11 protein-coding genes are annotated in these 12,567 nt (G+C 67.0%); 5 read left to right on the top strand and 6 right to left on the bottom strand.

Annotated elements, in window-relative coordinates; genetic code table 11:
• Positions 1-46: 46 nt before the first annotated feature.
• The 3 genes from ACEUEL_RS12390 to ACEUEL_RS12380 all read right to left on the bottom strand — a co-directional run bounded on the left by ACEUEL_RS12390 (position 47) and on the right by ACEUEL_RS12380 (position 4,588).
• Positions 47-913, bottom strand: coding sequence for a branched-chain amino acid aminotransferase (locus ACEUEL_RS12390; protein WP_405706754.1), 867 nt, complete (start codon positions 911-913; stop codon positions 47-49).
• Between the two features lie 612 nt (positions 914-1,525).
• Entirely contained in the window at positions 1,526-2,908 is a 1,383-nt protein-coding gene (locus ACEUEL_RS12385) for a dipeptidase (protein ID WP_405705466.1), read from the bottom strand.
• A gap of 132 nt (positions 2,909-3,040) precedes the next feature.
• Entirely contained in the window at positions 3,041-4,588 is a 1,548-nt protein-coding gene (locus tag ACEUEL_RS12380) for a helicase HerA-like domain-containing protein (protein ID WP_405705463.1), read from the bottom strand.
• A gap of 175 nt (positions 4,589-4,763) precedes the next feature.
• Here ACEUEL_RS12380 and folP point away from each other — a divergent pair, with 175 nt between their 5' ends.
• On the top strand, positions 4,764-5,612 hold the full coding sequence (folP, locus tag ACEUEL_RS12375; protein ID WP_405705460.1) for a dihydropteroate synthase: 849 nt from the start codon (positions 4,764-4,766) through the stop codon (positions 5,610-5,612).
• Positions 5,602-6,156, top strand: a complete 555-nt coding sequence (gene folK, locus ACEUEL_RS12370; protein ID WP_405705457.1) for a 2-amino-4-hydroxy-6-hydroxymethyldihydropteridine diphosphokinase — start codon at positions 5,602-5,604, stop codon at positions 6,154-6,156. The genes folP and folK overlap by 11 nt, the downstream gene beginning before the upstream one ends.
• A gap of 12 nt (positions 6,157-6,168) precedes the next feature.
• On the opposite strand, the gene ACEUEL_RS12365 is transcribed toward folK, so the two are convergent.
• The gene (locus ACEUEL_RS12365; protein WP_405705454.1) at positions 6,169-6,468 is read right to left on the bottom strand and encodes a hypothetical protein; all 300 of its coding nucleotides are present in this window, start codon (positions 6,466-6,468) and stop codon (positions 6,169-6,171) included.
• A 174-nt stretch (positions 6,469-6,642) separates the two neighbouring features.
• Between ACEUEL_RS12365 and ACEUEL_RS12360 the strand changes: the two genes are divergently transcribed.
• Positions 6,643-7,626 carry a zinc transporter ZntB gene (locus ACEUEL_RS12360; protein ID WP_405705452.1) on the top strand — a complete coding sequence of 328 codons (984 nt, stop codon included), beginning with the start codon at positions 6,643-6,645 and terminating at the stop codon, positions 7,624-7,626.
• 69 nt (positions 7,627-7,695) lie between these two features.
• Positions 7,696-8,049, top strand: a complete 354-nt coding sequence (locus ACEUEL_RS12355; protein ID WP_405705449.1) for a hypothetical protein — start codon at positions 7,696-7,698, stop codon at positions 8,047-8,049.
• A 66-nt stretch (positions 8,050-8,115) separates the two neighbouring features.
• Here ACEUEL_RS12355 and ACEUEL_RS12350 read toward each other — a convergent pair whose 3' ends face one another.
• On the bottom strand, positions 8,116-8,712 hold the full coding sequence (locus ACEUEL_RS12350) for a superoxide dismutase (RefSeq protein ID WP_405705447.1): 597 nt from the start codon (positions 8,710-8,712) through the stop codon (positions 8,116-8,118).
• Between the two features lie 324 nt (positions 8,713-9,036).
• Here ACEUEL_RS12350 and ACEUEL_RS12345 point away from each other — a divergent pair, with 324 nt between their 5' ends.
• Complete coding sequence (locus ACEUEL_RS12345; protein WP_405705444.1) at positions 9,037-10,095, top strand: hypothetical protein; 1,059 nt, start codon at positions 9,037-9,039, stop codon at positions 10,093-10,095.
• A 3-nt stretch (positions 10,096-10,098) separates the two neighbouring features.
• Here the strand turns inward: ACEUEL_RS12345 and ACEUEL_RS12340 are convergent, their stop codons facing one another.
• Complete coding sequence (locus ACEUEL_RS12340) at positions 10,099-12,201, bottom strand: S9 family peptidase (protein ID WP_405705442.1); 2,103 nt, start codon at positions 12,199-12,201, stop codon at positions 10,099-10,101.
• Positions 12,202-12,567 lie beyond the last annotated feature (366 nt).

The raw sequence follows: 12,567 nt of genomic DNA, 5'->3' as shown, positions 1-12,567 counted from the left end.
GAGGATTCGGCCGGCCCTCCCCGTCTGCGGGGAGGGCGCTGCGCCGTCAGTTTCCCGTGTGCGCGAAGTCCCAGTAAAGCTCGCGCGCGCGCCGGAACAGCGGGCCGGGCTGCAGCGAGCGATCATCGACGCGGGTGATCGGCACCACCTTCGAATAGTTGCCGGTCGAGAATACCTCGTCGGCCCGCTGGAAATCGCTCCACCGTAGCGGAATCTCGCGCACCTCGATACCATCCCCGCGCATCAGCTCGATGGCCCGCGACCGCGTGACGCCGGCGAGGAAGGTGCCATTCGAGGCGGGAGTGAAGACCACGCCGTCGCGGGCCATGAAGACATTGGCCGTCGCAAGCTCGGCAACGTTGCCGAGGAAATCGCACAGCGCGGCGTTGTCGAAACCGCGACGATTCGCATCCGTCAGGGCACGGCCGTTATTGGGATAGAGGCAGCCGGCCTTCGCGTCCGTCATCGCACATTCCAGCGTCGGCCGACGGAACGGGGACAGCGTGATCGACATGCCGGTCGGCTGGGGCATCGGCGCCTCATAGAGGCTGAGGCACCATTGGGTCGACGCGGGATCGGCCTCGACCGTGCGGGCGCCCCCGGACTCGGCCCAGTACATGGGGCGGACGTAAAGCGCCCGGTCGGCCGGAAAGCGCCGCATGCCTTCCCAGGCGAGTTCAACCCAGCGCTCGACCGGAACGGTGGCCTGAAGACCCATGGCCACGGCCGAGCGGTTGACGCGGGCCATGTGCCGTTCGAGGTCCGGCATCACACCTTCAAAGGCGCGCGCGCCGTCAAAGACCGAGGTGCCCAGCCAGGCCGCGTGGGTGCGCACGCCCATGATGGGAACATTGCCCTCGCGCCAGTCTCCATCGAAGAACGTCCATGTCGGAGACCAGTTTGCCGCTGCCATCGTGCTCGCTCCAATCCTTGGTGCGGACACCATAGACCGGCGCATCGCCGGGTGGCCACAGCCGTTCGCCCACATGGCCTGCCGCGGGTTCGGACCGCGGCAAGTCGTTGCGAAGGGCGCCGGCTCCGTCGTCTCGACCGATCACTCGATCACGGAACGGAGCCGGCCGGCACGCGCCCCCCGGCCGTGCCGTTGGCGTCTGTCAGCGGTCTCGATAACGAGGACGCGCCGACGAAAAGGCGGATGCGAAGCGGGGCGGAGACAGTTGTGGCGAGGCTATGGCGCGTTGGCGGGGAGGCAGGCTCGTGGACGATCCCGGCCAGCGTCGAGCACCTGAAACTCCGAAAACGACCATCGCTACGCAGGCTCCGGAGGGTCCATGGGCCGATCGGGAAGCAGAGACCGCTGCCGGTCGCCGTCGTTGATGAGCCAAACGCTAGCGGCCGCGGACTGAACGACTTCTGACACGGTCGTTCAGCCACAATTCATGCAGCGTTTCATGGAAAAGCCGAGCTCGCGCCACAATTGCCGCGAATCGCGATGGCCCATGCGTCGGTGAGGCACCGCGCACGGCGCCTTGCGAGTGGTCAGACGTGACGCTTCGGGTGCGGCCTATGAGGCGAGCGCGGCCAGAATCCGCACCCAGCTGCGGATGCCTTTGTGGAACGAGGTGAGGTCGTATTTCTCGTTCGGTGAGTGGATGCGGTCGTCCTCCAGCGAGAAGCCGACGAGCAGCGTGTCCTGGCCCAGCACTTTCCTGAACTGGCCGACGATCGGGATCGAGCCGCCCGAGCCGATCACCACGGCGGGTCGGCCCCATTCCGCCGCCAGCGCGGCCGAGGCGGCGCGCAGGTCCGGGCTGTCGTGGTTCACCGCCACGGCCGGGTTGCCCTCGCCGCCCTTGAACTCGACCGAGCAGTCCGCCGGAATTCGGGCGCGGAAGAAGGCCCGCACCGCATCGCGGACATGAGCGGGATTCTGGTCGGCGACCAGGCGGCAGGAGATCTTGGCGGTGGCGATCGAGGGAATCACCGTTTTGCCGCCTTCGCCGATATAGCCGCCCCACATGCCGTTGACCTCGAAGGTCGGGCGGGCGCAGGTCAGCTCGATGATCGAACGGCCCGTCTCGCCGGCGGGGATCGACAGGCCGATCGGGGAGAGGAACTTCGAAGGCGTCAACCCGAGCGATTCCCACTGCGCCTTCACCGCATCGGGCGTCTCGCGGACGTCGTCATAGAAACCGGGGATGGTGACGCGCCCGTCGGCGTCGTGGACCTCGCCGATGATCTTCGCGAGCACATGCAGCGGGTTACGCGCGGCGCCGCCGTAATAGCCCGAATGCAGGTCGCGATTGGCGGCGTGAACGACGATCTCGTCGTGCACCAGCCCGCGCAGCGACACGGTGATCGCCGGCGTCGCCGCGTCCCACATGCCGGTGTCGCAGACGAGGGCGAGATCGGCGGCGAGCTCGTCCCTGTGCGCGGCGACGAAGGGCGGCAGGTTGAGCGAACCGGATTCCTCCTCGCCCTCCAGCAGGAAGGTGACCTCGACCGGCAGCCTGCCGGTCACCTTCCTGAAGGCCCGGCAGGCCTCGACGAAGGTCATGATCTGGCCCTTGTCGTCGGCCGAGCCGCGCGCGACGATCCGCTTCGTCCCGTCCGGTGCGCTCGCGATGCGCGGCTCGAAGGGCGGGCTCTCCCACAGCGCCAGCGGGTCCACCGGCTGCACGTCATAATGGCCGTAGAACATCACCCGGCGGGCCGCATCGCCGCCGCTGCGGGCGGTGACGACCGGATGGCCGGGCGTCTCGTTCAGCGTCGCGGCGAAACCGAGCGAGCCGAGATCCTCGACCAGCCACTGCCCGGCGCGGCGGCATTCGGCCGCATAGGCGCTGTCGGTCGAGATCGAGGGGATGCGCAGGAAGTCGAACAGCCGCTCGAGGCTGGCGTCGAGATCGGCATCCACGGCGGCGAGGACGCGGTCGAGATCGGCCATGGCTGGCTCCGTTTTCTATTGTTTCCGTCATCCCGGAGGGCCGAAAGCCGATCCGGGAGGGTCCGTGAAAGCGAGAGGTATCCCGGATCCTCGGCTACGCCTGCGGCCGGGATGCTTGATTGTGGGACGGGGCTATTTGCGCGACATGCCGCCGAGCACGCCGCGCAGGATCGCCCTGGTGATCTGGTTGGTCACCTGCGTCGTCACCGAGCGCGCGACCTGCCGCGTGACCTGCTCGCCGACGCTCATGCGGCCGCGGGTCTTGGACGGCGTGCCGAAGATGCCGCCGAGCACGCTGTCGAGGATGCCGCCGCCGCCGGAATCCGCCTCGGCCACCTCCTTGCCGCCGGGCTTGGCCGCCGCGCCGGCCTGCCCCGCCTTGTCGGCGGCCTCCTGCGCACGCTTCGCCAGCATTTCGAAGGCCGATTCGCGATCCTCCGTCGTGTCGTAGACGCCGGCGAGCGGCGAGCGTTCGATCGCCACCTTGCGCAGCTCCGCCGTGATCGGTCCGACCCGGGCGGAGGGCGGGCAGATCAGCGTGCGCTCGACCATGGATGGCGTGCCGTTGCCCTCCAGCATCGAGATCAGCGCCTCGCCCTTGCCGAGTTCGGTGATGACCTGGGCGGTGTTGAGATTCGGGTTCGGGCGGAATGTGTCGGCCGCGGCCTTCACCGCCTTCTGGTCGCGCGGCGTGAAGGCGCGCAGCGCGTGCTGCACCCGGTTGCCGAGCTGGGCGAGCACGCTGTCGGGCACGTCCAGCGGGTTCTGGGTGACGAAATACACGCCGACGCCCTTGGAGCGGATCAGGCGGACCACCTGCTCCACCTTCTGCAGCAGCGCCTTCGGCGCCTCGTTGAACAGCAGGTGCGCCTCGTCGAAGAAGAAGACGAGCTTGGGCTTGTCGGGGTCGCCCACCTCGGGCAGCGCCTCGAACAGCTCGGACAGCAGCCAGAGCAGGAACGAGGCGTAGAGCTGCGGGCTGGCCATCAGCTTGTCGGCGGCGAGCAGGTTGATGGTGCCGTAGCCGGAACGCCGGTCGACCCGCATCAGGTCCGAAATCTTCAGTGCCGGCTCGCCGAAGAACTTGTCGGCCCCCTGATTCTCCAGCACCAGCAGAGCGCGCTGGATGGCACCGACCGTCGCGGCCGAGACGTTGCCATAGGTGGTGGTGAGGCTCGACGCATTCTCGGCCACGAAGGCCAGCATCGCCCGGAGGTCCTTGAGGTCGAGCAGCAGCAGGCCCTGTTCGTCGGCAACACGGAAGACGACGTTGAGCACGCCTTCCTGGATATCGTTCAGGTTCATCAGCCGCGCCAGCAGCAGCGGCCCCATCTCCGATACGGTGGCGCGGACCGGATGGCCCTGCTCCCCGAACAGGTCCCAGAACACGACCGGGAACTCGTCGGGCGTATATTCGACGCCGAGTTCCTCATAGCGGCTGAGGATCCACTCCTGTCCCTCGCCGGGCATGGCGACGCCGGAGAGGTCGCCCTTGATGTCGGAGGCGAAGACCGGCACGCCGGCCCGGGAGAAGCCTTCCGCCAGCGTCTGCAGCGTCACCGTCTTGCCGGTGCCGGTGGCGCCGGTGGCGAGGCCGTGGCGGTTGGCGAGCTTCAGCGTGAGATATTCGGGCTTCACGCTCTTGCCGACATAGATCTTGCCGTCGACGTCACCCGACATGTGAATCTCCCGTGCTCAGGACGCGGCGCCGCCTATAGAGCGCAGGCGGGGCGCGTTCCGCAAGCGGGGGAGGCGGGTGGCGACGTGATCGATTCGCGGCCCTGTGCGCGCGCCGCGCTTGCGTTCGGCGTCGAGCCGCGCAATTTGGGGCCGTCTGCAATGCCCCGGTGACGATATGGCCGCGCTCCAGCCCCCGACGACACGCCGCCTCGATGCGCGCGGACGCACGCTCGATTTCGGCGGGCGGACGCTGATCATGGGCATCCTCAACGTAACGCCGGATTCGTTCTCGGATGGTGGCCGCAGCGCCGCCCTCGCCGACGCCGTCGCGAATGCGCGTCGCCTGGTGGGAGAGGGCGCCGACATCCTCGACATCGGTGGCGAATCGACCCGTCCGGGCCATGTCACGGTGCCGCTTGAGGAGGAACTCGCCCGCGTCCTGCCGGCGCTGGACGCGCTGGCAGGCGACATTGGCGTGCCGATCTCCATCGACACGCAGAAGGCGAAGGTCGCGGAAGCCGCGCTGGCGCGGGGCGCCGCCATCGTCAACGACATCTGGGGCCTGATGGGCGATCCCGACATGGCACGCGTCGTCGCGGCGCACGATGCCGCCATCGTCGCCATGCACAACCGCGATGTCGTCGACCCGGCGCTCGACATCGTCGCCGATGTGATCGGCTTTTTCGAGCGGGCGCTGGAGCGTGCGGCGATCGCCGGCATCCGCGCCGAGCGTATCGTGCTCGATCCCGGCATCGGCTTCGGCAAGACCTTCGAGCAGAACCTGGCGGCGATCGCCTCGCTACGCATGATTGGCGAGCGGCTCGGCTTCCCGCTGCTGCTCGGCACCTCGCGCAAGTCGCTGATCGGCAAGGTGATCGAGACGACGCCCGCCGAGCGGCTGCCCGGCACCATCGCCTCGAACGTGCTCGGCATCGCCGCCGGCTGCGCCATCATCCGCGTGCACGACGTGGCGGCGCATGTGCAGGCCGCCCGGGTGACGGAGGCGATCCTCCGTGCCGCCTGAATTCTTCATCCGCCGCCCGCGCGAGGCGCGCAAGGTCGTCGCCTATCTGTGCCTCGGCTCGAATCTCGGGGACCGCGCCGGCACCATGGCGAAAGCGGTCGGACTCATCGCCCGGATCGGCCTGAAGATCATCGCCCGGTCGTCGCTCTACGAGACGTCGCCCTGGGGGCCGGTGCCGCAGGGCCCGTACCTGAACCTCGTCGTGGCCGTGGAGACGGACCTGTCGCCGCGCGAACTGCTCAACATGCTGCTCGGCGTCGAGCACGCCTTCGGCCGTGATCGCACGCGCGAAGTGCGCTTCGGGCCGCGCACCATCGATATCGACATCCTGCTCTATGGCGACGACATCGTCGCGGAGCCCGACCTCGAAATCCCGCATCCGCGCATGATGGAGCGGGCCTTTGCGCTGGTGCCGCTGGCCGAGATCGCACCCGATCTCGTGGTCGGTGGCGTCTCGCTCGTCGATGCCCTGGGACAACTCGACACCAGCGGCATCGTCAAGGTTGGCCGGCCCGATGAAGCCGACGCGCTGGGGCAGCCGTGACGGTTGCGGCCGTCAGCGGCAGACGCGCACGTCGCGGAAATAGACGTTGCCCTTCTTGGTGTAGAATTTGCGGGTCTCCATCCAGCAACGCGGCGCGTTGTAGGCCGCCGCGGCCATGCCGCCGACGATGAGCCCTCCGGCGACGCCGGCGGCGACGGCCGCGCCGTTGTAGCTCGGGCCATAATAGTAGCCGGGGCCGTAATAGCCGTAATAGTGACGGCCGGCCGAGGCGGGAGAGGCGGCGAGGGTGAGACCGGCGGCGAGGGCGAGGGCGGCGAGAGCAGCCTTGGCGACGGGAGCGAAGCGGGTCATGACGATCCTCCGGATCGGGTGGGTGTCGGGTTGATCGGTCGGTGACTGATCATGACGTGACGTTAGCTTCCACCCCCGCAATCGAAGCTGAACCGCGCGTTGGTCCAGGTTCATCATCTTGAACAATCAGCCCGAATATCATTCATCCCGCATTCACTCCCGGGGAGGCGCCGCGTGGCCGATTTCGACGTTGACGGTCTGGTGACGGCCTGGGTGTTCGACGGCCGCGGCGGCGCGCGGCGCGCGGGCTGGCCGGAGATTCGCCAGCCGGAGCCGTCGCAGGAAGGATTCATCTGGATCCACCTCCAGCTTTTCGAGAACCGGCAGCAGCCCTGGCTGGTCGGTGCGAGCGGCATCGATCCGTCCATCGTCGAATCGCTCGTGGCCGAGGAGACGCGTCCGCGCTGCGTGCTGTTCGATGAGGGCGCGCTGCTCAACCTGCGGGGCGTCAACCTGATGCCCTATTCGCTGCCCGACGAGATGCACTCCGTTCGCATCTGGGTCGAGCCGCACCGGATCGTGTCGTTGCGCAAGCGCCAGCTCTCGGCGATCGGCGATTTCGAGGACGCGATCCTGCGCGGGCGCGCACCGCGCACGCCGGGCGAGTTCGTGGCCGATATCTCGATGCGCCTGGTCGATCGCATGGACACCGTCGTCACCGTACTGTCCGAGCAGGCCGACGAGATCGAGGAGAGCGTCTGGAGCGCCGGCCTGTCCAATCTCAGCAAGCGGATCGCCGAACTGCGTCGCGTGGCGATCCTGCTGCGCCGTCACATCGCCCCCCAGCGCGAGGCGCTGAACCATTTCTCGCTGGAAGATGCCGATTGGCTCGGCCAGCGCGACCGCCACCGGCTGCGCGAGGCCGCCGATCGCGTCTCGCGATTCGCGGAGGAGCTCGATTCGGTGCGCGAGCGGGCGGCGGTGATCTACGACCAGATGGTCGAGCGCCGCGCCGAGCAGATGAACCGCTCCATGCTGATTCTCGCGGTCGTCACGGCGGTCTTCGCGCCGCTGACGCTCATCACCGGCCTGCTCGGCATGAATGTCGAGGGTATTCCGTTCGCCGACGACACCGGCGGCTTCTGGATGGTGAGTGTGATCGTCCTGATCGGCGGCATCGGACTGACTGCCCTCTTCAAGCTGATGCGCTGGATCTGACGCACGCGGCCTGCCCGGCGTATGATGATCGCTGGCGCCATGTGCGCCCGAACTGTCGAGGAGGCGGGAATGCGGGCAGGACGACTGATGCTTGGCGGTCTGGCGCTGGCGACCGGTATCGCTGCTTTTGGCGGGCAGCCGGTGGGCGCCTACGAATTCACCGGCGCGTTTCCCGGTGGGAACTGCGCGGCGATGGCGCAGAAGATCCCGCCCTCGAAGCTCTGGTATGGACATTTCACCGGCCAGCGGCAGGTGGGAATCTACGAGTTCCTGCAGACCCGCACCGTCGATGGCTGCTTCACCACCAAGGCGCAGTGCGAAAACTGGCTCTACCAGTGGCGCTCGACCTTCCAGTACAATTTCTGGGCCGATTACTGCATCCTGAGCAACCAGAAGCCGCCGCGCCGGCCCTATGCCGGCTGATCCGGATGTGACAAAGGCGCCGACTGGCGGGCCGGCGCCTTTGCAACAGAATTGCCGACGAGAGGGTCAGGCCGCCTTGGAATAGAGTTCGGCGACGTAGTCCCAGTTCACCAGGTTCTCGACGAACGCCTTGAGGTAGTCGGGGCGGCGGTTGCGGTAGTCGATGTAATAGGAGTGCTCCCATACATCGACGCCGAGGATCGGGGTCGCGCCGGAAACCAGCGGGCTCTCGCCGTTCGGCGTCTTGGCGATGAACAGCTTGCCGTCCTTCACCGCCAGCCACGCCCAGCCGGAACCGAACTGGGTGACGCCGGCCTGGACGAAGTCCTCCTTGAACTTCTCCACCGAGCCGATGTCCTCGATGATCTTCTTCTCGAGGGCGCCGGGAATGGCGCCGCCGCCGTTCGGCTTCATCCAGTTCCAGAAGTGCAGGTGGTTGTAGTGCTGGCCGGCATTGTTGAACAAGCCGGCATTCTTGCCATAGGAACCCTTGACGATCTCCTCGAGGGATTTGCCCTCGAATTCGGTCCCCTTCAGAAGGTTGTTGCCATTGTTCACATAGGCGAGGTGATGCTTGTCGTGATGATATTCGAGCGTCTCGCGCGACATGTAGGGCGCCAGCGCGTCATAGGAGTAGGGCAGGTCGGGAAGCGTGAAGGACATCGGATCTATCTCCGCAAGTGAAACCCGGGGCTGCACCGCGCCCGGAAACGCTCCGGCCACACGGCCTCCCCGTTCGATGCCCGAGGGCGTCGACGAGGTGCAACACCGGATTAGATAAGTCCAGAACGGCAGCGTAACAACCGCACGGCTATCGAATGTCCCCATTCATATATATGCAGTATGAATCTAGGTTGATAGCTACGCTCTATGGTGGAATCGGATGCGCTGATCGCCGATCGGCGCATTGAAGGAAACAGAGGCGTCCGGTGACGATCGGGCGCCGCAACAAGGGATCGGCAACGTATCGATCCGGTGGGGTGTCGTATGGGTGCTGTGATCATCGGGATCGGTATCGCGGTGGCGGCGTTGGGCGTCGCGGCCGTCGTCAATGGTCTCGCGATATACCAGTCGACCTTTGGGAATGCGCTGGCGACCACCGGCGGCATTGCCTTTGTCGGTGGCATGATCATCGCCGTTCTCGGCCTGATACTTCGGGTGTTGCACCGGATTTCCCACAAGCTCGAGGGCGCGGGCCGATTCGAGGACGATGTCGACGCTTTCGATCGGTTCGAGGACGAGGCGGAGGAGCCGGTCGCGGTTCCCGTCAGCAAGCCGGTCGCAAAACCTGCAAAGAGCCGCAGCGAGCCCCGTACCCCCGATCCGCTCCCCACTCCGGCGGTCGAGCCGAAGCCGGCCCGCAGGCCGGTGGCGTCCCCGGTCGCCGAGCCGACGCCTGCCGAGGCCGACGAGGACGAAACGCTTCTGCCGTCGTGGTTCCGGCGCAAGCGTGAGCCAGATGCCGAAGCGGTTGCACCGCCCGTTGTGCCGCCGGCGGTACCGGTCCGCAGGTCGGCCTCGGCCCAGCCCGCGCCCGGGCCGGAAGCCGGCCGTTCCCCGGCGCGACGCGAGCCGGAGGCTGTCGACTGGCCGGAGAGCACGCACCCCGCCGAGCGCCAGGGACCGGAGCTTCCCGCCGCGCCTGCGGCACGGCCGCCCGTGGTGTCGCCGCCCCGCCTCCCGGAGCCGCCTGCGGCGCTCGAGCCGGATTTTCTTGAGATCGATATCGAGGAGCAGCAGGTCGTACGCGAACTGCCGCCGGAGCCCGTGCAGATCCCGCCCGAGCCGCGCCGCTTCGACTCGCACGAGGAGCGTTTCCTGTCGGACGTCCCGGAAGGCCCCCGTCCCGAACCGCGGCGTGGGCCGAAGGCGCCGCCGCCCGTCACCATCCTCAAGGCCGGGATGATCGGCGGCATGGCCTATACGCTCTACTCGGACGGCTCCATCCAGGCGGAAATGCCAGACGGCATCCTCACCTTCGCCTCGCTGGCGGAGTTGCGTGAGCACGTGGCGGCCAGCGAGGCCGCCAAGCGCCAGTCGGAGTGAGCGTCAGGCCACGGGGACGGTACCCGTGCAGGCCAGCGCGAACGCATAGACGAGGGCCGTCTCTTCGAGCCGGTCGAAGCGGCCCGAGGCGCCGCCGTGGCCGGCTTCCATGTTCGTTCGCAGCAGAAGCGGGTGAGCGCCGGCTTTGGTCGCCCGCAGCCGTGCCACCCATTTGGCGGCCTCCCAATAGGTCACGCGCGGATCGGTGAGGCCGGCAAGAGCAAAGATCGCCGGATACTCCTTCGCCTCGACATTGTCGTAGGGCGAGTAGGAGCGGATACGCTGGAACGCGTCGGGATCGAGGATCGGGTTGCCCCACTCCGGCCATTCGGGCGGGGTGAGCGGCAACGAGTCGTCGAGCATCGTATTCAGCACGTCGACGAAGGGCACCTCGGCGATGATGCCGGCGAAGAGGTCGGGTCGCAGATTCGCAACCGCGCCCATCAGCATGCCCCCCGCCGAGCCGCCATGGGCGACGATACGGGTCGGTGAGACGAGACGATGCTCCACGAGATGCTCGCCCACGGCGATGAAGTCGGTGAAGCTGTTGGTCTTCGCCGCAAGCTTGCCCTCGCGGTACCAGCGCCACCCCTTCTCCGTGCCGCCGCGGATATGGGCGATGGCGAACACGAAGCCGCGATCGACCAGCGACAGCCGCGAGGTGGAGAAGGATGCGGGGATCGAGATGCCATAGGCGCCATAGCCGTAGAGCAGGCACGGCGCGGTGCCGTCGAGCGGCGTCTGACGGGCATGGAGGACCGAGACCGGAATCGTCTCGCCGTCCGGTGCCGTCGCCATCAGGCGGCGGGTGACGTAGCGCTCCGGATCATGACCCGACGGCACGTCCTGGCGCTTGCGCAGCCACCGTTGGCCGCTCGCCATGTCGTAGTCCCAGACTTCGGTCGGGGTCGTCATCGACGAGTAGGTGAAGCGGATCAATGTCTTGTCGAAGCCGAATCCGGGGTCGAACCCCAGCGAGTAGGCTTCCTCGTCGAAGTCGATGGCGTGTTCGCGATCATCGGCGAGCGTGCGTATGATGATCCGCGGCAGCCCCTCCTCGCGCTCCAGCCGGACCAGATGGTCGCGGAACGCGGCGTGCGAGAGGATCATGCAGCCGGGGCGGTGGGGCACGAGATCGCGCCAGTTTTCCCGCTGCGGTGCCGCCAGTGGCGCGACCACGAGCTTGAAGTCCTCGGCCCCGCCCGCATTGGTTTCGATGACGAGCATGTCCTGCCCGTGCAGGTCAGGATGATGCTCGACCGCGTAGCGCACGCCGGTCTCCCGCGGGGCCACAAGGCGCGCAGGGGCGAGGCAATCTGTCAGATCGATCAGGTGGACTTCGCCCGTCTCATGGTCGCCGCACTCGATCATCCCGAACCGACCTGACTGGGTCTGGCCGAGCGAGACGAAGAATCCCTTGTCCGGCTCCTCGTAGATCAGAATGTCCGCAGCCGGATCGCTGCCCAGCGCGTGACGGTAGACGAAGCTGGGCCGATGATCTTCATCCCGGCGGACATAGAACAGATGCCGCCCGTCACGGCTCCACAGCGCACTCCCCGTCGTATCGGGAATGACGTCGGCAAGGTCGTCGCCCGATGCGAGGTCACGGATGCGCAGCGTATAGGATTCGGAGCCGGCCTCGTCCGCTGTCCAGAGCACCCGCGTGTGGTCGGGAGCGTGGCGAACCTCGCCGAGCTGGAAGTACGCTTTGTCGACGGCAAGCAGATCGCCGTCGAGCAACAGGACTTCAGCGCCGTCCGGCTCGGCACGCCGGCAATAGAGGGGGTGCTGTCCGCCCTGGCGGAAGCGGGTGAAATAGGCGTAGGGGCCATCGGTGGACGGCACGGAGGAGTCGTCTTCCTTGATTCGCCCGCGCATTTCGCCGACGAGTTCCACCCGCAGCGCCGCCAGCGGTTCGAACCACGCCGACGCCCGCTGATTCTCCTCGTCGAGAAACGCGCGAATGTCGGGGGCGAGCTGCGCGGGATCGCGCATGACGTCCCGCCAGTTCTCCGCGCGCAGCCAGTCGAAGGGATCAACCAGCGTCTCGCCGTGAAGATGGCGCACCTTGGGAAGATGGGACGTCGTCGGGTTCTGTCGGGTCATGCTCGGTTCCGGGGCATTGCGGGAGTGTCCGATACGACCGGCGCCGTTGATGTCGCGAAGCCGGTACTCTTGGCTGGAAATGTCAAGCGCAGTGCTGCAGGAAATGCTAGGCGCGAGCGTCCGTTCGGCAGCCTTAGCATGGCTCGTCCCTGTTCACGGCAATTCAAATAGCCAGCAAGCTTGTTCTGCGCAATGTTGGCTCTGGCGGAGTGACCGGATCGGGCTGTTGTCCACCCTCGCCAACCACGCGTGTCGCCAAAATTACTTGTGATTTGCCGCGAGAAACTCTATTGGCATTATCAAGTCGGAACGTTCTATCACGATCCCGTACGCGTCGATAACGCCGCAGCATGGTCATCTCATGCG

The sequence above is a fragment of the Ancylobacter terrae genome (genome assembly GCF_045108345.1).
Taxonomy (GTDB): Bacteria; Pseudomonadota; Alphaproteobacteria; order Rhizobiales; family Xanthobacteraceae; genus Ancylobacter.
The sequence above is the reverse complement of the archived record's forward strand: the minus strand, read 5'-3'. Positions and strand labels throughout refer to the sequence as shown.

Coding starts and splice junctions, on each gene's coding strand:
- folP (WP_405705460.1), top strand. CDS start 4,764: ATGGCCGCGCTCCAGCCCCCGACGACACGCCGCCTCGATGCGCGCGGA.
- ACEUEL_RS12380 (WP_405705463.1), bottom strand. CDS start 4,588: ATGTCGGGTGACGTCGACGGCAAGATCTATGTCGGCAAGAGCGTGAAG.
- ACEUEL_RS12390 (WP_405706754.1), bottom strand. CDS start 913: ATGGCAGCGGCAAACTGGTCTCCGACATGGACGTTCTTCGATGGAGAC.
- ACEUEL_RS12365 (WP_405705454.1), bottom strand. CDS start 6,468: ATGACCCGCTTCGCTCCCGTCGCCAAGGCTGCTCTCGCCGCCCTCGCC.
- ACEUEL_RS12340 (WP_405705442.1), bottom strand. CDS start 12,201: ATGACCCGACAGAACCCGACGACGTCCCATCTTCCCAAGGTGCGCCAT.
- ACEUEL_RS12345 (WP_405705444.1), top strand. CDS start 9,037: ATGGGTGCTGTGATCATCGGGATCGGTATCGCGGTGGCGGCGTTGGGC.
- ACEUEL_RS12355 (WP_405705449.1), top strand. CDS start 7,696: ATGCGGGCAGGACGACTGATGCTTGGCGGTCTGGCGCTGGCGACCGGT.
- ACEUEL_RS12385 (WP_405705466.1), bottom strand. CDS start 2,908: ATGGCCGATCTCGACCGCGTCCTCGCCGCCGTGGATGCCGATCTCGAC.
- ACEUEL_RS12350 (WP_405705447.1), bottom strand. CDS start 8,712: ATGTCCTTCACGCTTCCCGACCTGCCCTACTCCTATGACGCGCTGGCG.